Genomic DNA, 25,666 nt, shown 5'->3' with positions numbered 1-25,666 from the left:
GACTTAGGGTTAGATATTCAATATTCAGAACTTGGGCGATTAAAAAACACTGAGTTATACGGTGGTACTGCACCAATATTACTCGACTCTGTTCATTGGAACACAACCAAAAGAGGGAAGAGAATTGAGGTGCGGGCAATTGATGACCGTTCCTTTCTCTTTTTTCCGGATGCAGATAGTGAAGATGGTGAAATACGTTTTTTTGATCAACCTTTGATCCTGAAAACGGATACGTTCTGGCTCAGGAGAAATACATCTTCACCAATTATATCAAACAACATATCGATTAGAACCAATATCAGTTATGGGAAATACTTACAAAAACTTCAGGTAAAAACGATTGGCGATTTTTCCAGTGTATTGCACCTTCAGATGGAAGATCCTGTTCCACAGAAGGCTTCTGATATCATTAATAAACTGATAGGTTTATATAATGAGGCTACGATAAATGACAAAAACCAGGTAGCAGAAAAAACACTGGATTTCATCGATGAGCGCCTTAGACTCTTGACGATGGAACTCAGCAAGGTAGAGGGAGGCTTGGAATCATATAAAAGAGAAAATGAAATACCTTCGGAAACACCTACTACTGTTGAATTTGCCTTGACAGAGATAGCGGCTTATGATGATCGGTTAACTCAGCAGACGATTGAGTTAGAATTACTTCGGGCAGTAAATCGATTCATTAGTAATGATATAAAACAGTATGAGCTTATACCAGCAGGTGTTTTATTCCAACAAGGAGGAGATATCGTTGAACAAATTAGCACTTACAATGAAATGTTGCTGGCTCGCCAACGAATGCAACGCTCCGCCGCTCCAGGTAACCCTAATCTTTTAGCGCTTGAGCAGCAGTTGATGGAAATGAGGAGTAATATTGAAGCTTCAATTAGAGGGGTCCTATCTAATCTGGAGTTTGCTATAGCTGAGACAAAGGATAAGCTTGGAGAGTTGCAAGAAAAAATTAGCCAGATCCCCCGCCAGGAAAGAGAATTACTAGAAATAAAAAGGCAGCAAAATATTAAAGAGGCGCTATACTTATTCTTGCTACAGAAAAAAGAAGAAACGGCACTCTCGGCAGCAATTACTGTTCCAAACGCTCGAGTTATTGATCCGGCTCTTACTATGATTGCTCCGATTTCTCCGAAAACATTACAGATTTATGCAATTTTTCTAATGTTAGGTTTTGTGCTTCCTATCGGTGTGATTTCACTGAGAGAAGTCTTCGACGACAAAATATATTCAGAAGCAGAGATCAAACGCATTACCAAAGTCCCAATTTTGGGAGGAGTTGTCCAGAATAAAAATAACGACCCTATTGTGGTTAATCGAGATAGCCGAACGGGTATAGCAGAGATGTTTCGTTTGTTGAGGACAAACCTTAACTACATTAGCGATAAAGAAACCCTTAAGACTATTCTGGTAACCTCTAGTATGGGAGGAGATGGAAAAACCTTCATCACGATTAACCTAGGTATGTCCCTGGCCTTGACAGGTAAGCGGGTTGTGGTTCTTGGGCTTGATTTGCGTAAGCCCAAACTAGCCAAGTATCTTGTGCAAAACGAGGACTATCAAATGAGAGGGGTCACCAACTTTTTCATTGGAGATATTGATATTGATGACATTCTTTATCAAAGTGAGATCAATGAGCAATTGTACTTCATTCCAAGTGGGCCCATTCCCCCAAATCCCGCAGAGCTGCTGAGTTCTTCTAAAACGCGAGAGTTGTTTACTACTCTAGCGCAAAATTTTGACTACATACTCATTGATACAGCTCCGGTAGGTCTTGTCGCTGATGCGTTTTTATTGGAGAAGTTTACAGACGTATCCATTTTTGCTGTTCGCTACGGTAAGACACCGCAAATGATGTTAAGGGCATTAGAAGATATGCGGCAAACAGGAAAGTTTAAGAACCTCACCATCGTCTTAAATGGCATCAAGGAGGGGAGAGGCTATGGCTATGGTTATGGCTACGGTTATGGTTACGGTTATGGCTATTATGAGGGGGATGAGAACCGGAACAAGTGGTGGAAATATGGCCAAAGAAAAAGTGATTAGAACGAGTCGATGAGCAAACCGATAGGCGAAAAACAAAGCAATTTTTTCCAGGCATTCTGGGTGGGAATTGGTGCGTTGAGTTCTTTTGGGTTATCGATCATTAGTGCCGCGATTTTGTCCCGGTATTTTGACAAACTAGAATACGGTACGTATAAGCAGATTCTTTTCATTTATAATAGCCTCTTGATTTTATTCACTGCGGGACTACCAAAAGTATTTGCTTTTTTTCTTCCGCGGTTTTCTTTGGCTCAGGGGAAAGAAATTGTAGTTAAAATTACGGGGGTTCTCGCTATCTGTGGTTTAGTATTCTCTTTTGTTCTGTTTTTTGGAAGCAATGCCATTGCATATTTATTGAATAATTCAGAAGTTGCAACAGGCTTGCGAATTTTCGCGCCAATTCCTTTGTTACTGCTACCAACTCTAGGGTTAGAAGGTATCTTTGCCACTTACCGAAAGACCTATCTGATTGCAATATATAACGCACTATCCAGACTAGTACTATTGGCCTGCATCCTTGTACCAGTTATCATCTTTGGTGGCACCTATCTGTCGGCAATATATGGATGGATAGTAGGTTCGGTTCTTATATTGATCATGGCCCTTTTTTTTAAGCAGATTCCTTTTCGAGGAATTAATGCTAAAGACTCGAACTTACCTCTCAAAGAAATTCTTGCTTATAGTCTACCCATTGTTGGGGCTAGTATTGCAGGCGTAGCGATTAGATCTGCAGACCAATTTTACATTAGTAGATATTTCGGAGCAGAAGCTTTTGCTGAATATTCTAATGGCTTTGTTCAGCTACCTTTTGTTAGTATGATAACTGGGGCAACTTCTCTTGTTTTGATGCCACAGTTCTCTAAGATATTACATGAAAAAGAGGGAAAAGAAGAATTGCTGAGACTCTGGAAGAGTGCCCTCAAAAAATCGGCAACGCTAATTTATCCTATGGTGATTTTTTTTCTTTTCACCGCAGAGGACTTCGTTGTGTTACTATATACAGAACGTTATCGTGAGTCTGCCTTATATTTTCAGATGGCAATGGGAGTTAATTTTTTCAATATAATCATCTTTGCTCCGCTATTGATGGCAATGGGAGAAATTAAATACTATGCATATATTCATACCGTTTGCGCCGTATTTATTTGGGTAATGGGAAGTTTGCTGGTAAGCTTTGTTAGTCATCCGATAGCGATCGCGGCCCTTTCCGTTTTAACAACAATTCTGCTGGTATTACTTGCACTATTCAGGGCGGGTAAAGTTCTTGAAGTATCGTTGACAAAATTAATTCCACTTTCAAGCCTTTTTAAAATCTCTCTATTTGCCCTTTGCATTATTGGGGTTATGAAAATATCGTTAGCTTTCTTGTTGCACTATACCGTTGTTGTTAGACTCTTCATTACAGGGGGAGTCTTCTTCACGTCGGTTTTCTTATTGAGTCCATTTGTTGGAATAGACTATAAATGGGTAAGCAAGCCTTTAATAAATAAGCTGCATGATGCTTTTGGAAAAAAATCGATACGGTAACTGGAAAAATAACATTCCTTCTAATTTTTTGGAATATCTATTTTCACCTGCAAGTACACAATTGCGTCTGGTGAACTTTTTTTTTCAAAAAATATGTCGACTGAATTCTGGAGTTAACTTCATGCTCCATTATACCTCTCAGGCAAGTGGTGATATTCAAATAGGAGCAGGAGTAGCTAGGTACATGGCGGGGAGTGGTAATTGCTACTTTCAAGGTATATCGGGGATCATTATTGGTGATAATACCATGATAGCACCAGGCGTCAAGATCATATCTGCCAATCACAAGCTAGATGATTTTAAAATGCATGTTAAGGCAGATCCTATTGTTATCGGGAGTAATTGTTGGCTAGGTGCAAATTCAGTTATATTACCCTCGTGTAATCTTGGGAATAATGTGATAGTAGGTGCAGGTGCTGTAGTAACAAAGTCATTTGAGTCTAATGTGGTTATAGGGGGGAATCCAGCAAAAGTAATCAGAAAGCTGACTCATTAACAGTACTCATCAACGAATACTTTTAGAGAAAAATAATTAATAATGTCAGCATACACTATACTAACAGTTATTGGAGCCAGGCCGCAATTTGTAAAATTAGCTGCTTTTCATCAAGAGCTTTTGATGCATGAAGATGTTGAGCACTTTATTGTGCATACTGGTCAGCATTATGATGACAATATGTCAAATATTTTCTTCCGAGAACTTGCAATTCCATCACCTAATATTAATCTAGGTATAGGAGGAGGAACCCATGGGCAAAACACAGGGAGGATGATTGAGCAAATTGAAGAAGTTCTCCTAGATGTAAAACCCAGTTGGGTGGTTGTTTTCGGTGATACAGATTCCACGTTGGCTGCTGCATTGGCTGCAGTTAAGTTACATATTCCTGTAGCCCATATAGAGGCAGGCTTACGCTCCTTCAATCGAAAGATGCCAGAAGAGATAAATCGCATTTTAACGGACCATAGTTCTGATGTGTTATTTGTGCCTTCCAAAGGAGCTGCGAGGAATTTAGAAAAGGAGGGAATTCCAAACGATAAGGTTAGGTGGTCAGGAGACATTATGTATGATGTAGCTCTTATGTTTAGAGAAAGAATTAGCAACTCGGGGCAAGGTATAGAGAAATGGGGGGCAACTCCACAGGGATATGTTTTAGCAACCATCCATCGGGCAGAAAATACTGATACTGCGGAGCAATTGTCTGAGGTTATGGATCGATTGTCAGAAGTTAACCATAAGATTATCTTTCCGTTGCATCCACGGACAAAAAATGCTCTTTCTAAGTTTCAAATCCATCTACCAGATAATGTTAGAGCTATATCACCAGTAGGTTACGTGGAAATGGTTCTACTAGAAACCAATGCCCTATTTATTATTACTGACAGTGGAGGGGTTCAAAAAGAAGCCTATTTTCACCAGGTACCTTGTATAACTATGAGAGAGGAAACAGAGTGGTCTGAGTTGGTAGAACATGGTTTTAATTATGTAGTAGGAACGAATGTTGATAAAATGCGAAAAGCATTAAGGGAGATTGAGAACCGCGATTTTCTTTTCGATCAAAAATTCTATGGAGATGGTAATGCAGCACAGCTAATCGTAAAAGCTTTGCTTGAAACGCCATAGATTACCTGCTTGCAATATAACTTTTAAGGCAAATATGCGAATATTAATTATTTGTGGTAGTTTTTATCCCATTCAGGCACCCCGTTCTTTCCGTAGTACGGAATTAGCAAAAGAATTTGCTCGTCAGGGACACGAAGTTACCGTGCTGACACCAAGAAATAATGAAGTACATAATCAGTTTGAGCAGACCCATACTATTCGTATCCAGAACTTAGGCCGCCGAACTTATTTTGCTCCGCTTCCAGCCAGGGGAATCACTCATTGGCTTATGCGGATCAGAAATCGATTTCTACAATTGTTTTTCGAGTATCCGCATATTCAGTTTTACTTTCAAGTTAGAAGAGCATTGAAGCGGCAGTCAGGATACGATCTTCTGATATCAGTAGCGGTTCCGCACCCCATTCATTGGGGCGTTGCGTCGGTATGGCGATTGGGGAGGTCTGCCAATAACCCAGCTAAGGTATGGGTGGCAGACTGTGGAGATCCTTTTATGTACAATCGGCATGATACCTTTCGCAAACCGTTCTATTTTCATTATTTCGAAAACAATTTCCTTAAAAAAGCGGACTATATAACAGTACCATTCGAGGAAATGAAAGACCTTTTTAATCGTACTTACCTGGATAAGTTCCGGGTGATTCCACAAGGTTTTAGGTTCTCTCAGGCGCAAGCATATGAATACCAACCGCATCCAATCCCTACTTTTATCTACAGTGGAGCCGTTATCCCGGGACATCGTGATCCTTTCTCTTTGATTGAATTTCTGGAAAGCGAGCAGGTAGAATACCGATTTATTCTCTACGCAAAAAATCATCATCAATTTAATTCTTTCAAGGCACTGATTGGTAAGCGAATCTTTTTGCGAGATTATATCCCTCGCGAGCAACTACTGGTCGAACTTACGAAAGCTGATTTTCTGGTAAACGTAAATACAGATCGGACGGGAGGAATAATTAATGCTGTACCGACAAAATTGATTGACTACCGTATAAGTGGCCGCCCCATATTATCGTATGAGCAAAGTCATTTGCCAACAGAAACCATCAGAGAATTTCTTGTAGGGAATTACCGAGGGCAATTTGTTGATGAAAATTTTGATCGCTACCGAATTGAAAATGTTGCTCAGAAATTTTTGGCACTCGATTGATGATTTGGACTGCCTTTTTTATTAATCCCTTTTTTACGTTTTTGTATGCATTGTACAACTACAACCAGGTATATGTAAAGAATATCCTCTGGGCCTTTACGGTTTTCTTTTCCATGACCTTTTCGGTGGGACTGGAAACGCAAGGAGCTGATATTAATCGTTATATGCTTTGGGTAGAGCAGTTGTACGGCCAGTCTATGGGGGGGTGGGATGCCATCGAGTACTTTAAAAACTCGCGAGAAGTAGATGTAGCGCGCACTTTTCTTACCATATTTGTTTCTAGATTCACCCCAAACGGTTACTATCTTGTTATCATTTTTGGGGTGATTTATGGCTATTTTTTTTCTCGAAATATCTGGTTCGTTTATGAAAGATTAAGAGGCAGTAGGCTGCGCGGAATTGTTGTGTTATTAATAACTTGTTTGTTTCTAATATTACCCATTTGGAATATTAATGGATTCCGTTTTTACACGGCTTCGCATGCATTTTTGTACGGACTACTCCCGTATCTGTACGATGGCAAAAAAAGGAAATTGTTTTGGTGTTTTATCTCTCCGTGGCTTTTTCATTTTGCGTTTTTGGTTCCTGTTCTGATCCTTTTGGGATATATGGTGTTGGGCAACCGTTACAATTTGTACTTCGTTGCTTTTCTGGGATCTTTTTTTATTAAAGAATTAGATATTAACCAATTCAATCAACTTGCAGATAACTACTTACCGGAGAGTTTTGTTGAACGCAGTGAAGGTTATCGGGATCAGGAGGCCATTTCTGCCTTTCAAGACCGTGAACTTCTGAGTGCTGATAAGCGCTGGTATGCGGTCTTGTACAATCCAGTTTTGCACTGGAGTTTGGCCGTGTTTTTAACCGTACTGTATTTCAGACTCAGAAGAGTTTTAGTTGCCAATAGGAAACTCCTTGGTGTTTTATCTTTTACCTACCTGTTTTTTGCTGTAAGTAACATTTTATCAACCCTTCCTTCGGGCGGGCGGTTCTTGTCTCTGGCTAGTTTGCTATCATTGGTAATCCTCTCCATTTACCTACAGAATAGTGTTAAAGACCGTTTAATGGAACGTGTTATTAAGATTTCTTATCCGGCATTGCTGTTGTTCATCATTGTTTCGATCAGGGTAGGTTTTTATGCTTTCAGTGTAACTACAGTTTTAGGTAACCCACTATTCGCAATCTTTACTATTGGAGAGAATTTATCTCTTAATGATGTGCTAAAAGCGATATTCTGAATTCATCTACTTACTGCTACTAAAATTGGCCTTTAAAATTATGTCTTTGCGTAGAATCAGATGTATACTCCTTGTCCACCGATAATGGAATAAACTAATGAAGAGATCACCTTTAGGTAAATTAAAAACCATATTTTCGACAGCCTACTTAAATTATCTTGGATTTAAGAGTAATAGGAAATTTTGTGTTATTGAATCAGATGATTGGGGGTCTGTAAGAATGCCGAATCTAATTACTTATGAAACGCTACTGGAAAATCGAATTAGAGTTGACAAATGCCCATATAATAGATTAGACAATCTAGAAAGTACGGAGGACATACTACGACTCAGAGACACCCTCAATAAGCTCGAAAAAAAAATCCGAAAAAGAGTGGTTATTACTGCAAATGTAGTGATGAGTAATCCTGATTTTTTAAAAATAGAGGAATCAACCTTTCAGAAGTTTTCAGAACTGAATCTGCGGCAAAGTCATGATTACTACAATGGGAATACGGAGGGTTTAGAAATGTTTAAACAGGTTGTTGAAGAAGGTTATTTGTACCCTCAGCTGCATGGTTTAAATCACGTGAATCAAAACAATTGGCTTTCTGACTTAAAGTGTAAGGTTCAAGATACTACTATAGCTTTCAACAACAATGTATACGGCTTGAGTACTAATATTGCAGCAAAGCCAAGGAAAACTTATCTAGCAGCTTTGGATTTTGTTGAAGAAGATGAACTTCAAAGGCATCGGTCTTGGATGAAAGATGGAGCAGAACTGTTCAAGGAAGAATTTGGTTTTACATCCAGGTCATTTATAGCTCCAAACTACACATGGCATCAGGCTCATGAATCAATGATGCTAGCAAATGGAATAAGGTATATACAAGGGGCCAGGGCTCAGAAAGTACCATTAGGTGACAATTATAGAGTTGATCGTCATTGTATGGGTGAACAGAATAAGTATGGGCAGTTCTATTTGGTACGCAATTCTGCTTTTGAGCCTTCTGTAAAGGGGCAGGTTAATTGGAAAAAAAAGATACTAAGTGATGCCTATATTGCCTTTGCCTTTGGAGCTCCACTCGTTATTTCTTCTCATAGACTTAATTTCATGGGAGGTATTCAAAGGCAAAATCGGGAGCGAAATCTACAAAATTTTTCAGCTATCTTGACTGGGCTTATAGAACGTTATCCTGATATTGAGTTTGTTTCTTCGGAGAAATTAGGGGACTATATTAGCTCACAAGCATAAGTTTAATGGGATACGATATCTTTTTATGTGGAGATTTTTATGTTGGTCCATATTCTGGTAGTAGGGTGCCAGATATATTAGATTCTAAAATACCTCAAAGTGTTTTTGGTGATCTAAGTACGTATATCAAAAACTCAAAAATTGGTGTCTTAAATTTGGAAGCTCCTGTATGCAGTGCAGGGCGGAAACTACCCAAGACTGGTCCTTCACTTAGGATGGGCAAAGAGGTCCTTCCATTGCTAGAAAATGCAGGCTTTAATTTAGTTACTTTGGCGAATAATCACATTATGGATTACGGGGAAGCTGGAGTAACTGCTACAATAAACGGATTAACGAAGCACAATATTCGTCATGTGGGGGCCGATATCCAGCAATCGCATATAGATAAGCCGTTCATTGAAACTGTAGGCAATTATAAACTTGGAATCATTAATATTTGCGAAAATGAATGGATAAATTCACCTAATTCATTAGCGTCAGCAAATGGGATTAACGAAGTAAATGCTTACTATCAAATATCTACATTAAGGGGCATTGTTGACAAAACAATTGTAATATATCACGGAGGCAACGAATACTACCCATTACCGAGTCCCAGAATTAAGCGCTTGTTTAGGTATTTTGTAGATTGCGGAGCAGACGCAGTTGTTGCACATCATACGCACGTTGCAAGTGGTTTTGAGGTTTACAAAAATAGTCCTGTTTTTTATAGCCTAGGTAATTTCGTCTTTGATTCTACAAAGAAAAAGTCTCCGGATTGGTATCATGGATTAGCAGTAGGGCTAAACCTCAAGGAGGATACTATAGATTTTAAGATCCTACCCTTTATACAAGATTTTGGAAACAAGAATGGCCTTTCTTTAATGGAGGGCAATGTATATCTAGATTTTATGGCTAAACTTCATTCCTATAATGATATTATTCGCGATGATATGCGATTGGATGATTGTTTTAAGGAATTTGCTAGAAAAAAGAGACTTCAATATAATTCGTTTTTAAATCCATATATGGGCAGGATGGTGTCTTTATTTAAGAAAGGCCTGTTGCCCAACTTATTAAGTGCATCAAAGAAAAGATTGATTTTGAACCTTTGCAGATGTGAATCACATAACGACATTCTAAAAGTAACATTGATGGAGCAAGAGTCAACACGCTAAGCCAAGATGCAGTCATTTCTTAATTAATAAACCACCTTGAATTAATGCGAATAGCTGTCCATAATAATAAAGGTTCATTTGCTTCTAAATGGATTGAGTACCTGGAGCGGAACAATATGGACTATGCAATAGTAAACTGCTATGATTCCAATATCGTTCAGCGAATTAATAACTTCGACGTGTTGCTTTGGCATTACCAACAATCTGAGCCAATTGACAACATTATGGCTCGACCTTTACTTGAAGCAATAGAACAATCTGGGAAGTTAGTTTTTCCAAACCACTATACAGCTTGGCATTTTGATGATAAGGTAGCCCAGAAATATCTGTTTGAGAGTTTAAATATAGCAACACCTAAGAGTTATGTGTTTTATGATCTAGACTCCTTGAAAAAATTTGCTGAAAAAACTACATACCCTATAGTTTGGAAGCTTCGTGGAGGTTCAGGAAGTAGGAATGTAAAATTGATTGATTCGTCAAAGGAGTTAATCAATCTTGGAAAAAAAATGCTTGGAAGGGGAGTTAGAGACTATGATGCATGGGATGGGATAAAAGAAACACTTAGGAGATATCGACTGGGATCAAAAACTAATATAGATGTTCTTAAGGCTATTGCGCATTTGATTATTCCTGTTAGATATGAAAAGTCAAGAGGTAAAGCGTGGGGATACGTTTATTTGCAGGAGTTTATTCCCAATAATGAGGCAGATTTTCGGGTGATAGTAATTGGTGATAAAGCGTTTGCAATCAAGAGGTTTAACAGGCCTGGTGATTTCAGGGCAAGTGGAAGTGGTTATATTGAATATGATAAATCGGTTTTTCCGGATAGTTTAATTAAACTCGCATTTAATCTATCGACTAAATTGAAGAGCCAATGCATTGCGTTTGACTTTGTTTACCGAGGTGATGAGCCTTTAGTTGTTGAGATTAGTTATGGTTTTAGGAAAGAAGGATATTATAAATGTCCAGGCTACTGGGATAGCAATATGAATTGGCATTCTGGGCCTGTTCATTTTTATGATTGGATTATTGAAAACCTCAAATCGAGCTTTTTAACTAATGGATAGTTCGAGGTCAATAATTTTAGTTTCGCCAAAACTAGGCATAGGAGGTATACAAAGAGCTTTAACTAATTTAGGTAATTGGTTTGTTAAACAGGGATACAAGGTGACTTTGATATCCTGCAAGAAGGAAGAAGTTTTTTATCAAACTGACGAAAGAATAAAAATAATAACTCCTGAATTTAGTTATCGACCAAATAGGTTGCTACTTCCTTTCTATTATTGGAAAGTTATCAAATACTTGCGTTTTCATATTTCAAAAAATGCTACAGTAAATGTTATTTCTTTTGGTGAGACTTTTAATCCTTTGGTAATCATAGCTTGCTTTGGCTTGCCAAAAAAAATTCATGTTTCCGATAGAACAAGTCCTGATTTTGGATATCCCAGGTTTTTAAAATTATTAAAAAAGGTAACGTACCCTAAGGCACAAACTTTAATTGCACAAACAACCAGGGCAAAGAATTGGAATAAAAAACTATTCAAAGGAAGGTTGAATATAGTGGTTATTCCAAATATGCTAAGAGACATCAAAAAGGAAAAAGTAGAAAGAAAAGAAATTATATTGTATATGGGGCGTTTTGCCTGGGAAAAGGCACCTGAAAAACTAATAAGAGCCTATTCCAAAATCAAGAATAAGAAATCCTTTAAGCTTGTTATGTGTGGATCCGGTCCCATGCTAGAAGATATGAAAAGCTTAACAAAAAAGCTGCAAATCGAATCTATGGTTAAGTTTACAGGACAAGTCAATAATGTGGACAACTATTATAGCCAAGCTTCTATTTTTGTTCTTCCTTCTGTTTTAGAGGGATTTCCAAATGCGCTTTGTGAAGCGATGGCATATGGCTTGCCGTCAGTATGTTTTGATACTATTCCATATGAGGGCATTGGCGAAAATGGGAAAGATCTAATTGTTGTAAAGGACAACAAACTGGACTTAACCGAGGTGTTATCAAAATTAATTGAGGATGATGAATTGAGACTAGATATAGGTAATGAGGCAAGGAATATTAGTGCAAGGCTAAGTGCTGATGCAATTGGCAAGCAGTATCTAGCATTATTAGCTAATCAGATAGAAGAAAAGGTAACATAAGTAATGAATGTACATAAAGCATTAAGGAAGAGTTTTGTAAATCTCAGGGGGTGGAAGACCAAGAAACGTTATGTACTTTTTGAATCAGACGACTGGGGAAGTGTAAGAATAAAAGACAAGGATGCTTTTAAGTTTTTAACAAGCAAAGGGTTAGATTTATTTAAATCAAGATATACCAAATTTGATAGAATTGAACACCCTGTAGATTTAGGTGAGCTCTTTTCAGTACTCCATTCACACAAAGATCATAAAGGTAACTCACCAGTTTTTACCGCTAACTATTTGGTGGCTAATCCTGATTTTAAGTTATGCAAAGAAGGTGGGTTTAAGGAATACAAGTATAAAACCCTAAATGAAACTTATGAGGAATATGGAATCCTAAATGAAATGCAACGCCTGTTGTTCAATGGAATTGACCAAGGAGTCTGGCTTCCACAATATCATGGCAAAGAGCATCTACAACCGATACGTTGGCTAAAGTGCGTCAATAGTAATGAATACGAAAAATTGGCCGCTGAGAGTGACAGTTTGCCCGGTATACCTTTAGATGAAAGCAAAGGTCAGTATATAAGATATAATGCAGCATTTGATTTTTGGTCAATCGAAGAACAGGAGGATGTTAATTATAATGCTTTGAAGGGGCTGGAGCTATTTAAAGAGACATTTGGATTTGAACCTATCTCATTTGCACCATCTCAATCTGTTGTTGGTAGCGAGGTACTGAAAAAATTAAGTAATACTGGAATAAGATTAAATAAGGCAGGAGCTCATTTCCTTCCAAGGTTAATTAGCAATCAACGGAAAATGAAGCAAGAGTTTTGGGGCTACAATATTGATTGCTCGATGTTTGTATCACGAAGCAATGCTAACTTTGAACCAAGTTCGGGGCCCAAAGATTGGGTAGATGAGTGTCTTTGGGAGATATCAAATGCATTTTTATTTAATAAGCCAGCTGTAATAAGTACTCATAGGGTAAATTATATCGGCAGTTTAAGTCAAAAAAACAGAGATAATTCTCTGATGAAACTCAATAGACTCCTAACTGAGCTTTTGAGAAAATTTCCTGATGTTGAGTTTATTCATAGCGCTGAATTAGCGCAGGTTATGATAGAGAACAATGGTAAATAGGATACATTAATTTTATGAAAGATCTCATTTTAAGCATTTATTACAGTACTCCTAATTTGCAGCACCTAACTATTTTAGGTAAAATAGCGAATCGGCTATGGCAGAAATTATTTAAGAATATAGCAGATGTGGTTTTTTCTGCGAGGTTTAATTCCTCTAGGGAAACACGAGAAAAAAATCTCTCTTTTCGCGAAAAAGAACTAATTACCAGTCTAACTAGTTTCCCCGCACGGATAGGAAAAGTACATCTGAGCATAGAGTGCATTTTGGATCAGTCAATAAAACCAGATAGAGTTATACTTTGGCTGGCTTCGGAACAGTTTCCTGATGGCAAAGAATCATTACCAATGACGTTGCTTAGGTTGGAGTCGAAGGGCTTGGAAATTGAATTCTGTGAGGACTTAAGATCCCATAAAAAATACTACTATGCGCTGAAAAAACATCCCAACGCTAACGTGATAATGTTCGATGATGATTTGTATTACCATAAGGACATAATCAAGAATTTATTGGAATTGAATCAAAAGAACCCTACTTGTATTGCTGCAACTAGAGTTCATAGATTGCTTATTGACAAGAATTCATTAAAACCCTATCGATCTTGGTTTCATAATTATAATGGAGGTGATCCATCACATTATAATATGCACACAAGTGGTGCCGGTACTTTAATACCGCCAAATCTGCCCTTGGATAGTACTTTTTTTGATATAAAACTAATAAGAACCCTTAGTCCGCACTCTGATGATGTTTGGTGGAAAGTAAATCTTATTCGTTTGGGAATAAAAGTGGTAACGAACGGAAGATTCAATAAGGATCCTCTTACTATTGGAGATGCCTTTAAAAATTCATTGGTCTCTCAGAATACGTTTGAAGGAAAAAAAGATATTCAATTGAAGGAGACTTTTGATTATCTCGAGATAAAAATTCCCGACGATCTAGATACGTAAAAGTTAAGACTGTTAATGACAGAAAAAAAGGCATCCAGAAAGCTTATTGTGGGTATTACCGCTCCAGGAAGCGTAATCTTGCTAAAAGGGCAGTTGAAGTACTTTGCAGAACGTGGCTATGAGACATACCTACTTGCTCCTTCTCATGAACGCACGATTGCCTACTGTAAACAAGAAGGCTGTAAGCTACTACCAGTGCCAATAGAGAGAGAAATATCCATATTGGCGGATTTAATAGCTCTTTGGCACATTTTACGCCACTTCTGGCGTATTCAGCCAGATATCGTAAATGTAGGAACACCGAAAATGGGACTTCTAGGCATGATTGCTGCTAGAATCGTTGGAGTTAAAAAACGGGTATATACTTGTCGGGGATTTCGATATGAACATGAGCAAGGGGGAAAGCGGAAGTTACTGATGGTAATGGAATGGATAGCAGGTTTATGTGCTCACAGTATTATTTGTATTAGTCAATCTGTTAAGGAAAGAGGAGTGACAGATAGTGTGTTTAGTAATGCAAAGTGCCAGGTAATAAATAAAGGAAGTAGTAACGGAATAGATATTAAGCGCTTCTCTCAAGATAATGTATCAACGGGGGAAATAGAGGACCTCAAGGAGAAATTAGAAATTCAAGGCCACTTTGTCTACGGGTTTGTAGGGCGCATTATAGATAGAAAGGGGTGTAAAGAACTTTTTGAAGCGTTTAGAATCGTTTATGATATAGATGATCGCATTCGATTATTGCTTGTAGGTCTTTTTGATCATAATCAGTTGACTGACAAGACTTTACCTGGTGCTATGAAAACACATCCAGGTGTGATAATGGCGGGAAGGACAGATAATGTGCCTTTGTACTTGTCTTGCATAGATGTATTTGTGCTACCTGCATGGTGGGAAGGCTTTGGAAATGTACTAGTAGAAGCGGCAGCAATGCAAATCCCGGTTATAAGTACAAACGGTACTGGAACGAAAGATGCCGTAAATGATGGATATAATGGTGTTCTCGTAGATGTTCGGAGCGTAGAACCTTTGGCAGATGCTATGTGCTTACTAAAAGAGGATTCTGATTTACGGCAGAAGCTAGCTAATAATGGCAGGAAATGGGCCGCGAATTTTGATAGCACTACTATTTGGAATGGAATGAAAATGATCTATGAAGCGTAAAACATCAACTTTGTATGCCAGCTTTTTTAAGAGACTGTTAGACTTATCCGTTGCATTTTTCGCGCTGCTTGTACTGCTTCCCATTCTCGTCCTATTAGTACTGCTGCTTTACATATCTAATAAAGGGGGAGTGTTCTTCTTCCAAAACAGGCCAGGGAGAAATGGTGAAATTTTCCGAGTAATAAAATTCAAGACGATGAATGATGAAAAAGATGAACACGGAAATCTTCTTCCAGGCAAGGACAGAATTACATCTATTGGACGCATAGTAAGGTCGTATTCCCTTGATGAAATTCCTCAACTATTTAATGTCCTGAAAGGAGATATGTCACTTGTTGGCCCAAGGCCTCTATTGGTCCAATACCTCCCGTTGTACAATAAGGATCAAACACGGAGGCACGAAGTAAAGCCAGGTATAACAGGGCTAGCTCAAGTCAAAGGTCGGAACACTTTGTCTTGGGCACGGAAATTCCGTTATGATGTGTTTTACGTAGACCATATAAGTTTTTGCTTGGACCTTAAAATACTGTGGCTTACCTTTCTAAAGGTGATTGTGCGTGAAGGAATCAATGCTGATGCCAATTCAACAATGCCTACTTTTACAGGGAAAAATTAAGATATGCAGGATCTCATTATTATTGGTGCGGGTGGATTTGGCCGGGAAGTCTTGCAGTGGGCAAAGCATGTCAATAATGCGGAGCAAAGATGGAAGATCAAAGGATTCATAGACGATAATCTGCAAGCTCTAGAGGGAATAGAATGTGATTATCAGGTGCTTGGAGCAATTCAATCTTGGCGAGTATCACCAAACGAGGTCTTTGTTTGTGCTATTGCTAAGCCCGCGCTAAAACAATCAATTACTACTTCTTTGCTTGCGAGAGGAGCGGTCTTTGCCAATCTTGTACACCCAACGGCCATTATTGGCGATTTTTGTAAGATTGGAAAGGGATTAATTGTTACACCTAACGCCAAAGTTTCGCCCAATGTAACTATAGGGGACTTTGTCACTTTATTGGGCTCCGGAGTCGGGCATGATGCAGTACTAGAGGATTTTTGTACGATCTCAGGGAATTGTTCTATCAACGGGAATGTACGGGTGAAGCAGGGGGCATTCGTGGCTAGTAATACATGTGTAGTGCCAGGAAAAACGATTGGACAATGGGCGTATGTGGGAATGGGGAGTATGGTGATTAGAAGTGTTGAGGACCACAGTAAGGTATTTGGTAATCCTGCCAAAAAACTAAAATTCTAAATTGCTATAAATGGCTATTTTTACTTTTAATAATATTAAAATATCTGCCATCGCAGGTGCTGTTCCTAAGAATATTCAGCGCGTCGAAGATTATAAGGAAATCTTCGGAGAAGAAGAGGTCAATAAATTTATCAAATCAACAGGCATTGTTCAGTCACGAAGAACGAACAAACATCAGACTTGTTCTGATTTAGGTTATACTGCTGCCGCTGAGATTATCCGCCGTAAGAACCTTGACCCTGCTGAGATTGGCTGTGTTATTTTTGCTTCTCATAGCCCAGATTATCGGCGGCCAGCAACGGCTTTTGTTTTGCATAAAAGATTGGGTCTTAAAGATCATGCTATTGCGTATGATATTAGTTTGGGTTGTTCTTCACTAATCTATGGGGTACAGACTATAGCTGCGATGATGAATAGCTCCGATATCAAAAAGGCCATCCTTGTTGTTGGTGATACGGCCGGTAAGTCTGTTCATCCAGAAGATCGGTCCTCCGTCATGTTATTTGGCGAAGCTGGGGCTGCGATTTTACTTGAGAAAACGGAAGAGGAGAGTAATATTCAAGCCCTGCTGAGATCGGATGGCTCCGGATATAGGTATATGATTGTTCCCGGTGGTGGGTACCGTAATCTCAATCCACCAGATGATGTATTCGAATGTAAAGATGGTAACCCAAGAACGTTATACAACTCCTTTATTCAAGGTACGGCGGTATTCACCTTTACTATATTTGATGTACCCAAGGTGATTAAAGACTTCTTTGCTGCTACAGGAACTACAGCGGATAACTATGATAGCTTTGCGTTTCACCAAGCCAACCTCTTTATTCTAAAGCAAATTGCGAAGAAGACTAAGATTCCGATGGATAAGATGCCAATTAGCTTGGATAAGTACGGAAATACGTCTGGAGCTTCGCCATTAATCTCATTAATCGATGCCTATGGAGACGATAATTCTGGACAAAAATTGAATACTTTGTTCTGTGGATTCGGAATAGGGGTATCCTGGGGGATTTTTTCCGCAGAAATCTCTACCAATGATATATATCCAATCCTGGAGGACGATTCTGTATTTGAGGAAGGAGTGATCCATTCTCCAAATGAACTATACGCAGGTCTTAAGAAATGAAGTATTCCATAACGGGTTTTTTGGACGAAACAGCTAGCCGGTTCCCGGGTAAAACTGCCTTTTCTGACGATAAAAATTCAATCTCCTTTGGGGAGCTAAAAACTACAGCCCAAAGAATTGGTAGTGAGTTGGTTCGGGCTGTTAATAGTGAGGCACGAACATCACAGCCAATAGTCGTAATGGTTCGAAGGTCAATTGAACCACTCATTGCTTTCATGGGAGTTGCTTACAGTGGAAATTTCTACGTACCGGTAGATGAGACTTCCCCAATAGAACGCCTCCGACTTATTCTCGAAGTATTGAAGCCAGCGGCGGTGATTTGCAATCGGGAGGCGGACAAGAGTAAGGTGACTCAGCTAGGTTACACAGGATATGTTGAGAATTTCCATTCACTTACGGAGAGTGTATTGGATGAGCAATTGTTGAGCAAAGTCAAAAACACATTACTAGATGTAGATCCTGCCTACGCCATATTCACTTCAGGGTCTACTGGAGTGCCTAAAGCGGTGATAATCAATCATAGGGCGGTAATAGACTTAACGTATTGGCTCAAGGAAACCTTCCGTTTTTCATCAACAGATGTATTAGGTAACCAAACACCATTTTACTTTGATGGCTCGGTAAAGGATATCTACATCTCCATTTCTACGGGAGCTACCCTACATGTGTTAGCAAGAAAATTCTTCTCATTTCCTAAGCATCTTATAAGAGTTCTTGAGGAGCAAAAGGTGACTTCAATTCTTTGGGCTACCTCTGCTGTTAAATTGGTGGGGAGCTCAGGAATCCTTGAAGGTGCTAATCTGCCTGCTCTGAAGTCCGTTTTCTTTGCAGGTGAAGCAATGCCCGCAAAACAATTGAAATTGTGGCAGCAAGCATTTCCTGATTGTTCGTTTGTTAATTTATACGGCCCCACAGAAGTCACGGTGGATTGTACCTATTATCAAGTAAATAGGGAGTTCGATGATGATGAGTACATCCCAATAGGGAAGTCTTGCCGTAATAAGCAGGTTTATGTACTAAATGAACAGGGTGAAGAGGTAGTAGATACAGGCGATATTGGAGAACTATGTGTACGAGGCACAGGTTTGTCAATGGGCTATTATGGAGATTCGCATAAAACACAGGAAGTCTTTATTCAAAACCCTCACCATAATCATTACGAGGACAAAATATACAAAACAGGAGACCTGGTTAGGTTTAATGAGTTTGGGGAACTCGTATTCGTTGGCCGAAAAGACCAACAAATTAAGTTGATGGGGCACCGGATTGAACTGGGAGATATTGAAGTTGCTGTTCATGCGCTTAGCAATGTGTCGGATGCCGTGTGCCTGTTTGATAAGGAGAGTCAGAAATTACACTTGTTCTATACTACCGCAAACAATATGGAAGAAGAAGATCTGATGTCGAAATTAAGGACTAGATTGCCAAAATATATGCTTCCGAACGAAGTAATGCATCTGTTGGAAATGCCGATGAGTCCGAATGGAAAAAGTGATCGATTGGCTTTGCGTAAAAAGTATATTGATGGAAAAAATCACTAGTTACACGCAACTCGAAAAGGTTCTCCTTTCCCTGAAATCACAGAATACGCTGACTAATGATTTTAATCTAAAGAGCAGCTACCAACAGTATATTGATGACAGGCGACTCCATTATGTTCTAGAGAATGATAACCTTTTTCTTTTACTTGATAAGGGAGGTTTTTTTCAAGCCTATTTTCATATTAATAATGATCAAGTAACCCACTTTCCCAATGATCTGGAGATAGCCGTAGAAATTCCTTACAGAAATTATCCTAATCGACCAGATAATCAGATCGCTTACTTAAGATCAGTGGGATTTGTTGACCATATCGAGAGACATTTATATACGGCACGGTTTCAGGACTGTCCGGAGCTTAATGGTTTAGGAGAAAGGGGTATGCTTAAGGTAATTGAAGATACTATATATGCCGATTATGTACATGGATTAATTGCGGATACTTTTGATCGTTACACTGGAGATATTCTCAATAGAGGCGAGATCATTGCAAGGATCAAAAACGGAGAAGTACTTGCCATATTTGAAGATGATAAGCCAGTAGCCTTTTTAGAATTTTATGTGAAAGGGAAAGTAGCCTGGATAGGCCATATTGCTGTTGATCGGAATAATAGAGGACAAGGGTATGGCACTGTACTAGTAAAGACTTATATAAAGATGCTTTTCGAAAGAGGCATTAGCCGGTTTCATCATTGGGTGATGGCAGACAACAAGAAAGCGCTAGCTATGTATTCGAAAATGGGATTTATCTATGGTAATAAAAGTAGTTTTTCAATGCTAAAAAAAGAGTGTTAAGCTAATTATGATATTACTCTTGTTATTAGCCGAAAGTATTTTCTTTTACCTAGGATATTGACACTACATTTGCTGACGTTTATGAATAAAAAATAATAATGGAAAGACTCATAGAAATACTTCAATCAATCCGTCCGGATGTAGATTTTCGAACAGAGGAAGATTTAATTGATGCAGGTATATTGGATTCACTTGATGTGGCCTCTATCATATCTGAGTTAAATGATGAATACGACATTGCAATTCGTGTTACAGAGCTGGATCCTGATAACTTCAATTCTGTAAAGGCTATATATGATTTATGTATGAGGTTAAAAAAGGGTTAATGTTAGCCAATAAGAGTGTCTTATTAGTTGGTGGTCTTAACTCAGCTGGACTGGCTATCTTGGATCAACTATTAGAGTATGGTGCCAGAATCATTGTTATAGATGACGAAGAAAAACTGGATCAATATTCCGATAACCCAAAGTATAGTACGATCACTTTTGTCAATGGGAAGCTTTCTGATGCTGATGAATTAGGGTCTTCATTGGAGGATAAGATGCCTTCTATTCCTTTATTGCAAGGGGTTGTTTTTGCTTCCGGAGCAGGGGGGGTCCGACCTTTATCATTGAGTAAACCTCAACGAGTGAGGGAAATGTTTGAGGCGAATTGTGCTTGTTTTATCGAAGTGATGCGACTGTTATTGAGAAAGAAGAAGTTAGAAGAAGGGGCAAGTGTTGTTGCTATTTCTTCGATTAGTAGTATCCTGGGTCTAAAGTCAAAACTTGCTTATGCTGTATCGAAAGCGGCTTTGAATGCAGCGGTTCGAAATATTGCTGCAGAGTTAGCTCCTCGCCGGATTCGAGTGAATACTATTCTAAAAGGCCCCATGACAATTGACTATGATCTGGAGCATATTAGCAACCTTACTCAACTGGGCTCCGAAGTCAAGTCTAAAAATGCGCTCGGCGATTCCACGCCAGATGACCTGGGAAACCTTGTGTGTTTTCTCATCTCTGACATGGTCCAAACAATGACAGGGACAGAGATTAAATTAGACGGAGGATATTCTCTTTGACATTTCAATTAGCAAATGAATAAAGATCAATTTAAGGGCAAGAAATTTCTTGTAACTGGAGCTTCATCTGGAATAGGGGCTGCAACAGTGGCTGCGTTAAGCGAGGGTGGCGCAGAAGTTATTCAGCTCGGCAGGGATAAGAATAGACTTATTGAGAACACAGAAGGTGCGAAAAGTGGAACGTTTTTTTCCTATGAGGTTGACTTGGAAGAAGTCGAAAAAATTGAAACTCTTTCCCGCAGAATAGCTGAAGAAAACGGACCATTAGATGGCCTGATACATTGTGCAGGAGTAAGTTCGGTAAGGCCTTTGGGAGTCTCCAAATATTCGTTCATGCTACAGGTAATGAACGTTAACTATTTCTCGTTTGTAGAACTTGTTCGCTGTTTCACAAAGAGAGGGCGATTTAATGCAGGAATGAGTATCGTTGGGGTCTCTGCAATTGGTGCATTTCTAGGGAAACCAACCAAGACGGCCTATTGCGCTTCAAAAGCAGCTATGAACTCAGCTGTCCGTTGTATTGCACAGGAAGTTTATAAAAAGGGGGTGAGAATCAATACGGTTGCACCTGGTGCTACCTTAACTCCGATGATGGAAAACCTAACTAAAGTGCCAGGAGGTGAAGCCACTTTAGATGCCATTGCTGAACGGCAGTTTTTAGGTGTTTGTGAACCTGAAGATATTGTGCAAATGATACTGTTTTTACTTTCTAATTCCGCAAAAAAAATTAGTGGATCTTGCCTTCCAGTTGATGGAGGAGCTTTAATAAAATAGTTGTTTAAAACATTGAGTTTTGTACACTAGGCTTTGATGGAAAGTCAAGAATTTATTTCGTATATTTTTTAATAATGCCATAATAATGAGTGAACAAGAAATACTAAACAAACTTGAAGAGGCCTTTGAAGTGGATGAAGGTTCTTTGACAGCAAGTCAGCTGCTCGATGATATGCCAGAATTCGATTCAATGACAAAGTTGACATTGATTGTCTTAGCTGATGATGACTTTGATAAGCGTTTATCCGCAGAACAAATCAATGATTTCAATAGGATATCAGATATTATTATTTTTTTGCAAGAGTAATTATATCAATTACAAAAAGTCAATAACATTCGCGTAAAGAGATTAGTGAATTCAGCCTTTGATTCGAATTCATATATAGTAGAGCCATTTGATTCCTCGTTTTGTTGGGTCATCGATTTTGGCTTTGTAGCTACTTCAGATGAATTACGTAGACTTATTGACAGGCCTGTCGCTGGAGTCTTTCTAACACATTGTCATTATGATCATATCTGTGGATTAAGCAAGCTGATCGATCTATTTCCAGACTGTAGAGTTTTTGGCTCCCAATATACACTTGAAGGGTTATCCGATAGCAAGTTGAATTTATCTTACTACAAAGGCACACCTATAGAAATTCGAACTGAGCACCAAAGAGTTATTCAGGATCAAGAAGTAATCGTGCTTTTTGACCACTTGCCTTTGCACGTTATTGCAACGCCAGGACATAATGAAGGGTGTCTATCATTTGTAATAGATCAGTATTTGTTTACGGGAGATTCGTTAATCCCCGGCCATGAAATTGTGACAAAACTAAAAAGTGGAAACAAAAAAGAAGGCAAAGTGAGTAAACAAAAGCTTATGGAGTTAATCACAGAAGACACAATTATATGCGCTGGTCATGGAAAGAAGGTGACTGGGGTAGAGTTTTTCAATTTGGCTTAAATAACTGATTTCTAGTTTAATGCATTAGTAGTGCTACGAAGCTTCACCGCAGTTATATTAAACCCGATTGCCTTATTTTGGATCATTGTAATAATTGGTTTATTACGCCGAATATTTTTTACAAAAAGTAAAGGGACTTGTTTTTTTGCGATAGCTTTCGTGTGGTTATTCGTCTCATCTAGCTCACCACTTCCTATTTATTTAGCGTATAAGCATGAAGGACTACATCCAGTCTTGTGGCAAGTTAACGATAGCATTGATCATCATATCTTAATTCTTGGTGGAGGACATAGTTATTCCCCTGCATTACCCGAAAATAACCAGCTTTCAACAAACGCCTTAGGCCGATTAGTTGAAGGATGTAGATTATGGCAACAGGACACTTTGGCTCTGTTAGTTGGTTCAGGAGGAAAGGTTAGAGGACTAAAGTCTCAAGCTGAGTTATTGATGAATACTGCTGTGAAATTGGGGGTTTCTAGCACGGATACTGCCTGGTTAAAGACTCCTTTGAACACGGGTGAAGAAGCACTTGCATATGTTCGAAGGTTTGGCGATGGGCAAAATGTAATCCTTGTCACAAGTGCTTTGCATATGCCACGGGCATTGTATTTATTCGAGAATTCTGGGGTGAAGTGTATCCCTGCTCCAACCAATCACAGAGTCAAGATAGAACCAGGTGCGCAGATATATAATTTTCGTCCCTCTATTAAAAAGCTTCGAATCTCGGCAGAACTCCTCCACGAATACGCCGGTATGCTCTACGCCTGGTTCAAAGTCGGAGATCAGAAGTAGGAATTCGGAAGTGTTAGCTCCTGCAAGGGAGATAAACTGATAAATACGAAGCAGAACCTCCCTTGATTTTTTCCAAATTCTCCCTCCGCGAGGGAGATGTCCACAGGACAGAGGGAGCCCAGCCCATAGACCCCTAGCAAATCACTCCCTAAAATTACGACACCTCACCCCTGTTTCTACAAAAAAGCTCCTCCTTTTCAGGGAGGGGTTGGGGTGGGTCGAAAATCCCCAACCATGAATCAACCCAAAATCTGGCTCTCCTCCCCCCACATGTCGGGGCGCGAGGAAGTATACGTAGCAGAAGCCTTCGCCACCAATTGGATCGCCCCGCTGGGGCCACACGTCAATGCTTTTGAAGAAGTGTTGGCCCAAAAAATAGGCGTTGGCCATGCTGCTGCGCTCAGCAGTGGCACCGCTGCTATTCACTTGGCATTGATCTTGCTAGACGTAGGTCCAGGTGATGTGGTACTTTGCCAGAGCATGACTTTCTCGGCTTCAGCCAACCCCATCAAGTATCAAGGAGCTGTACCGGCCTTTATCGATTCCGAGGCCGACACCTTTAATATGGACCCTCAGGCCCTTGAAGCGGCCATCATCGACCAACGGGCCCAGGGTAAGCAGATCAAAGCCATTATTCCCGTTCACCTTTACGGCCTTTCCGCCAAGATGAACGAGATCATGGCTATCGCTGAGAAATACAGCATTCCCATCGTCGAAGATGCCGCCGAGGCCCTCGGGGCTAGCTTGGACGGTCGCCCCTGCGGTAGCTTCGGTAAGTTGGGTGTTCTTAGCTTCAACGGCAACAAGATTATCACTACCAGTGGAGGAGGAGCCCTGGTGGGCAACGACGAAGCGCTTATCGCCAAGTCCCGCTTCTTGGCCACTCAAGCACGTGATTCCGCACCACATTATCAGCATTCACAAGTTGGATACAACTACCGCCTCAGCAATGTTTTGGCGGGTATAGGTCGTGGCCAGATGGAGGTCCTCGATGAGCGTGTTGCCCAGCGTCGTACCAACTTTGAGCGCTACCGTACCTACTTTCAGCAATGGAATGAGCGCGGTTTTCACATCCAATTTCAGGAAGAACAAGCAGGCATGTTCAGCAACCGCTGGCTCAGCTGCATCCTCGTTGATCCGGATAAAAACCACGGCCTTACGAGGGAAACCATCCGCCTGGCCCTGGAAGCCGATAACATCGAAGCCCGCCCCCTCTGGAAACCCATGCACCTACAGCCCGTCTTCGCAGACTGTGCCTACTACGGTAGCACCACCGCCGAGCACCTCTTTGATATCGGCCTCTGCCTCCCCAGCGGCTCCAACCTCACAGAGGAAGATTTCGAACGCATCTTTGCCAGTTTGGGGAAGGTGTTCGCGCAGCATGATTTTACACAGAATGATTTCGCGCAGAGACGCAGGGACGCAGAGTAAGTTATTACGCGCTAGCGCTAATACTTACTAAAAAAAAGACCTCTGCGTCTCTGCGCGAGTCTTCTGAAAAAAGTCTCTGCGTCTCTGCGCGAGTCCTTTAAACCCCTTTACACTAAATAAACACTTATGGAAGAAAATACCATTTCCGGTATTATTGTAGAAGCTGTTCTCCGCGTGCATCGAGAACTAGGCCCGGGCCTCTATGAAAATATATACGAAGCAGCTCTCTTCTTAGAACTGACTGAAGGTTATAACCTGAAAGTAGAAAAGCAAGTCCCCATTTCCGCATTTTATCGTGAGACTGACTTGGGAATAGCCTTTCGCGCAGACCTCGTCGTTGAAGAAAAAGTCATCATCGAGCTAAAATCGGTAGAAAATATCCAAAAAGTACACGCCAAACAATTACAAACCTACCTTCGCCTTACTGGCCTTAAACTAGGCTTACTAATCAACTGTAACGAAACCCTAATCAAAAACGGCATTACAAGAATAGTCAACGGCTTATGATACCTGAAAAAGACCTCGGTACAGAATGGTTGCGCGCAGAGACCATTAAAAGTCTCTGCGCCTCTGCGT

26 protein-coding genes are annotated in these 25,666 nt (G+C 39.8%); all 26 read left to right on the top strand.

Translation table 11 applies throughout. The features are described 5' to 3' along the window. Positions 1-2,058: GumC family protein (locus ACRBG0_RS04440; RefSeq protein ID WP_431485701.1), on the top strand; the 2,058-nt coding region annotated here is incomplete at its 5' end. A 9-nt stretch (positions 2,059-2,067) separates the two neighbouring features. Next, a complete protein-coding gene (locus tag ACRBG0_RS04435) occupies positions 2,068-3,582 on the top strand; it encodes an oligosaccharide flippase family protein (protein WP_431485700.1) in 1,515 nt (504 codons plus the stop codon). Continuing rightward, complete coding sequence (locus ACRBG0_RS04430) at positions 3,551-4,078, top strand: acyltransferase (protein ID WP_431485699.1); 528 nt, start codon at positions 3,551-3,553, stop codon at positions 4,076-4,078. Before ACRBG0_RS04435 ends, ACRBG0_RS04430 begins: the two co-directional genes overlap by 32 nt. Positions 4,079-4,120: 42 nt before the next feature. Further along, positions 4,121-5,203, top strand: coding sequence for a non-hydrolyzing UDP-N-acetylglucosamine 2-epimerase (wecB, locus tag ACRBG0_RS04425; RefSeq protein ID WP_431485698.1), 1,083 nt, complete (start codon positions 4,121-4,123; stop codon positions 5,201-5,203). 34 nt (positions 5,204-5,237) lie between these two features. Beyond that, positions 5,238-6,350, top strand: coding sequence for a glycosyltransferase (locus tag ACRBG0_RS04420; RefSeq protein WP_431485697.1), 1,113 nt, complete (start codon positions 5,238-5,240; stop codon positions 6,348-6,350). Next, the gene (locus ACRBG0_RS04415) at positions 6,350-7,588 is read left to right on the top strand and encodes a hypothetical protein (protein WP_431485696.1); all 1,239 of its coding nucleotides are present in this window, start codon (positions 6,350-6,352) and stop codon (positions 7,586-7,588) included. The genes ACRBG0_RS04420 and ACRBG0_RS04415 overlap by 1 nt, the downstream gene beginning before the upstream one ends. 97 nt (positions 7,589-7,685) lie before the next feature. Further along, positions 7,686-8,822 (top strand): hypothetical protein, encoded by a 1,137-nt coding sequence (locus tag ACRBG0_RS04410; RefSeq protein ID WP_431485695.1) that lies wholly within the window; start codon positions 7,686-7,688, stop codon positions 8,820-8,822. Positions 8,823-8,827: 5 nt separating this feature from the next. Further along, entirely contained in the window at positions 8,828-9,979 is a 1,152-nt protein-coding gene (locus tag ACRBG0_RS04405; RefSeq protein WP_431485694.1) for a CapA family protein, read from the top strand. A 224-nt stretch (positions 9,980-10,203) separates the two neighbouring features. Beyond that, positions 10,204-11,046, top strand: a complete 843-nt coding sequence (locus ACRBG0_RS04400; protein ID WP_431485693.1) for an ATP-grasp domain-containing protein — start codon at positions 10,204-10,206, stop codon at positions 11,044-11,046. After that, positions 11,039-12,130, top strand: a complete 1,092-nt coding sequence (locus ACRBG0_RS04395; RefSeq protein ID WP_431485692.1) for a glycosyltransferase — start codon at positions 11,039-11,041, stop codon at positions 12,128-12,130. Before ACRBG0_RS04400 ends, ACRBG0_RS04395 begins: the two co-directional genes overlap by 8 nt. A gap of 3 nt (positions 12,131-12,133) precedes the next feature. Beyond that, positions 12,134-13,258, top strand: coding sequence for a hypothetical protein (locus tag ACRBG0_RS04390; protein WP_431485691.1), 1,125 nt, complete (start codon positions 12,134-12,136; stop codon positions 13,256-13,258). Between the two features lie 14 nt (positions 13,259-13,272). After that, on the top strand, positions 13,273-14,208 hold the full coding sequence (locus ACRBG0_RS04385) for a hypothetical protein (RefSeq protein WP_431485690.1): 936 nt from the start codon (positions 13,273-13,275) through the stop codon (positions 14,206-14,208). A gap of 15 nt (positions 14,209-14,223) precedes the next feature. After that, a complete protein-coding gene (locus tag ACRBG0_RS04380) occupies positions 14,224-15,372 on the top strand; it encodes a glycosyltransferase family 4 protein (RefSeq protein WP_431485689.1) in 1,149 nt (382 codons plus the stop codon). Between the two features lie 10 nt (positions 15,373-15,382). Further along, positions 15,383-15,988: a sugar transferase gene (locus tag ACRBG0_RS04375; protein ID WP_431485779.1), complete on the top strand. Its 606-nt coding sequence runs from the start codon at positions 15,383-15,385 to the stop codon at positions 15,986-15,988. 3 nt (positions 15,989-15,991) lie between these two features. Continuing rightward, positions 15,992-16,624, top strand: coding sequence for an acetyltransferase (locus ACRBG0_RS04370; protein ID WP_431485688.1), 633 nt, complete (start codon positions 15,992-15,994; stop codon positions 16,622-16,624). A gap of 10 nt (positions 16,625-16,634) precedes the next feature. Then, complete coding sequence (locus tag ACRBG0_RS04365) at positions 16,635-17,750, top strand: 3-oxoacyl-ACP synthase III family protein (protein WP_431485687.1); 1,116 nt, start codon at positions 16,635-16,637, stop codon at positions 17,748-17,750. A gap of 20 nt (positions 17,751-17,770) precedes the next feature. Further along, complete coding sequence (locus ACRBG0_RS04360; protein WP_431485686.1) at positions 17,771-19,291, top strand: amino acid adenylation domain-containing protein; 1,521 nt, start codon at positions 17,771-17,773, stop codon at positions 19,289-19,291. Beyond that, complete coding sequence (locus tag ACRBG0_RS04355; RefSeq protein WP_431485685.1) at positions 19,275-20,084, top strand: GNAT family N-acetyltransferase; 810 nt, start codon at positions 19,275-19,277, stop codon at positions 20,082-20,084. Before ACRBG0_RS04360 ends, ACRBG0_RS04355 begins: the two co-directional genes overlap by 17 nt. Positions 20,085-20,182: 98 nt before the next feature. Beyond that, on the top strand, positions 20,183-20,410 hold the full coding sequence (locus tag ACRBG0_RS04350) for a phosphopantetheine-binding protein (protein WP_431485684.1): 228 nt from the start codon (positions 20,183-20,185) through the stop codon (positions 20,408-20,410). Further along, a complete protein-coding gene (locus tag ACRBG0_RS04345; protein ID WP_431485683.1) occupies positions 20,410-21,144 on the top strand; it encodes an SDR family NAD(P)-dependent oxidoreductase in 735 nt (244 codons plus the stop codon). Before ACRBG0_RS04350 ends, ACRBG0_RS04345 begins: the two co-directional genes overlap by 1 nt. A 15-nt stretch (positions 21,145-21,159) precedes the next feature. After that, positions 21,160-21,918: an SDR family NAD(P)-dependent oxidoreductase gene (locus tag ACRBG0_RS04340; protein WP_431485682.1), complete on the top strand. Its 759-nt coding sequence runs from the start codon at positions 21,160-21,162 to the stop codon at positions 21,916-21,918. 85 nt (positions 21,919-22,003) lie between these two features. After that, positions 22,004-22,225: an acyl carrier protein gene (locus tag ACRBG0_RS04335; RefSeq protein ID WP_431485681.1), complete on the top strand. Its 222-nt coding sequence runs from the start codon at positions 22,004-22,006 to the stop codon at positions 22,223-22,225. Positions 22,226-22,270: 45 nt separating this feature from the next. Then, on the top strand, positions 22,271-22,867 hold the full coding sequence (locus ACRBG0_RS04330; protein ID WP_431485680.1) for an MBL fold metallo-hydrolase: 597 nt from the start codon (positions 22,271-22,273) through the stop codon (positions 22,865-22,867). 30 nt (positions 22,868-22,897) lie between these two features. Beyond that, a complete protein-coding gene (locus ACRBG0_RS04325; RefSeq protein ID WP_431485679.1) occupies positions 22,898-23,659 on the top strand; it encodes a YdcF family protein in 762 nt (253 codons plus the stop codon). Between the two features lie 234 nt (positions 23,660-23,893). Beyond that, on the top strand, positions 23,894-25,090 hold the full coding sequence (locus ACRBG0_RS04320) for a DegT/DnrJ/EryC1/StrS family aminotransferase (protein WP_431485678.1): 1,197 nt from the start codon (positions 23,894-23,896) through the stop codon (positions 25,088-25,090). A 126-nt stretch (positions 25,091-25,216) separates the two neighbouring features. Further along, the gene (locus tag ACRBG0_RS04315) at positions 25,217-25,597 is read left to right on the top strand and encodes a GxxExxY protein (protein WP_431485677.1); all 381 of its coding nucleotides are present in this window, start codon (positions 25,217-25,219) and stop codon (positions 25,595-25,597) included. Positions 25,598-25,666 lie beyond the last annotated feature (69 nt).

It is taken from the genome of Lewinella sp. (assembly GCF_050633125.1).
Lineage (GTDB): Bacteria > Bacteroidota > Bacteroidia > Chitinophagales > Saprospiraceae > Lewinella.
This window is presented reverse-complemented; position numbering and strand designations above follow the sequence as displayed.

What these genes read in the sequence shown, in the direction of transcription:
- ACRBG0_RS04355 (WP_431485685.1), top strand. Translation starts at nt 19,275, where the DNA reads ATGGAAAAAATCACTAGTTACACGCAACTCGAAAAGGTTCTCCTTTCC.
- ACRBG0_RS04315 (WP_431485677.1), top strand. Translation starts at nt 25,217, where the DNA reads ATGGAAGAAAATACCATTTCCGGTATTATTGTAGAAGCTGTTCTCCGC.
- ACRBG0_RS04410 (WP_431485695.1), top strand. Translation starts at nt 7,686, where the DNA reads ATGAAGAGATCACCTTTAGGTAAATTAAAAACCATATTTTCGACAGCC.
- ACRBG0_RS04435 (WP_431485700.1), top strand. Translation starts at nt 2,068, where the DNA reads ATGAGCAAACCGATAGGCGAAAAACAAAGCAATTTTTTCCAGGCATTC.
- ACRBG0_RS04350 (WP_431485684.1), top strand. Translation starts at nt 20,183, where the DNA reads ATGGAAAGACTCATAGAAATACTTCAATCAATCCGTCCGGATGTAGAT.
- ACRBG0_RS04345 (WP_431485683.1), top strand. Translation starts at nt 20,410, where the DNA reads ATGTTAGCCAATAAGAGTGTCTTATTAGTTGGTGGTCTTAACTCAGCT.
- ACRBG0_RS04370 (WP_431485688.1), top strand. Translation starts at nt 15,992, where the DNA reads ATGCAGGATCTCATTATTATTGGTGCGGGTGGATTTGGCCGGGAAGTC.
- wecB (WP_431485698.1), top strand. Translation starts at nt 4,121, where the DNA reads ATGTCAGCATACACTATACTAACAGTTATTGGAGCCAGGCCGCAATTT.
- ACRBG0_RS04340 (WP_431485682.1), top strand. Translation starts at nt 21,160, where the DNA reads ATGAATAAAGATCAATTTAAGGGCAAGAAATTTCTTGTAACTGGAGCT.
- ACRBG0_RS04320 (WP_431485678.1), top strand. Translation starts at nt 23,894, where the DNA reads ATGAATCAACCCAAAATCTGGCTCTCCTCCCCCCACATGTCGGGGCGC.
- ACRBG0_RS04380 (WP_431485689.1), top strand. Translation starts at nt 14,224, where the DNA reads ATGACAGAAAAAAAGGCATCCAGAAAGCTTATTGTGGGTATTACCGCT.
- ACRBG0_RS04420 (WP_431485697.1), top strand. Translation starts at nt 5,238, where the DNA reads ATGCGAATATTAATTATTTGTGGTAGTTTTTATCCCATTCAGGCACCC.
- ACRBG0_RS04395 (WP_431485692.1), top strand. Translation starts at nt 11,039, where the DNA reads ATGGATAGTTCGAGGTCAATAATTTTAGTTTCGCCAAAACTAGGCATA.
- ACRBG0_RS04430 (WP_431485699.1), top strand. Translation starts at nt 3,551, where the DNA reads ATGATGCTTTTGGAAAAAAATCGATACGGTAACTGGAAAAATAACATT.
- ACRBG0_RS04335 (WP_431485681.1), top strand. Translation starts at nt 22,004, where the DNA reads ATGAGTGAACAAGAAATACTAAACAAACTTGAAGAGGCCTTTGAAGTG.
- ACRBG0_RS04405 (WP_431485694.1), top strand. Translation starts at nt 8,828, where the DNA reads ATGGGATACGATATCTTTTTATGTGGAGATTTTTATGTTGGTCCATAT.
- ACRBG0_RS04365 (WP_431485687.1), top strand. Translation starts at nt 16,635, where the DNA reads ATGGCTATTTTTACTTTTAATAATATTAAAATATCTGCCATCGCAGGT.
- ACRBG0_RS04400 (WP_431485693.1), top strand. Translation starts at nt 10,204, where the DNA reads ATGGCTCGACCTTTACTTGAAGCAATAGAACAATCTGGGAAGTTAGTT.
- ACRBG0_RS04385 (WP_431485690.1), top strand. Translation starts at nt 13,273, where the DNA reads ATGAAAGATCTCATTTTAAGCATTTATTACAGTACTCCTAATTTGCAG.
- ACRBG0_RS04415 (WP_431485696.1), top strand. Translation starts at nt 6,350, where the DNA reads ATGATTTGGACTGCCTTTTTTATTAATCCCTTTTTTACGTTTTTGTAT.
- ACRBG0_RS04390 (WP_431485691.1), top strand. Translation starts at nt 12,134, where the DNA reads ATGAATGTACATAAAGCATTAAGGAAGAGTTTTGTAAATCTCAGGGGG.